Here is a 265-nt window from a genome sequence, read left to right on the forward strand (position 1 = left end):
CTTCAGCACGGCAGCCTTGCCGGCATCAAAGTCCGCTTGCGTGATGAGGCCCTTGTCGAGCAGTTCCTTGAGCTTGGCCAGGCGTGCCGAGGGGTCGTCAGTTGCCGGAGCAGCTGGGACGGCGGCGGCAGATTGCGCTGCAGGAGCTGCCGCACCGCCAGGGTTGCCCTGCACAGCGGTACGCAGGCTGTCGGCCATCGCCTGGCCCATTGCCAGCCCTGCCGCCAAACCCGCACCCGTACCGGCGATGCCGCCTTCGTTGCGT

The 265-nt window shown here is 68.3% G+C and carries 1 protein-coding gene; it reads right to left on the reverse strand.

Annotated features, from left to right (window positions below; translation table 11 throughout):
- A partial coding sequence (locus tag G5A07_RS21350) for an SHOCT domain-containing protein (RefSeq protein ID WP_262405909.1) occupies positions 1-198 on the reverse strand: 198 nt, incomplete at its 3' end.
- Positions 199-265 lie beyond the last annotated feature (67 nt).

This window comes from Stenotrophomonas sp. AS012628 (assembly GCF_010608305.1).
GTDB lineage: Bacteria > Pseudomonadota > Gammaproteobacteria > Xanthomonadales > Xanthomonadaceae > Stenotrophomonas > Stenotrophomonas geniculata.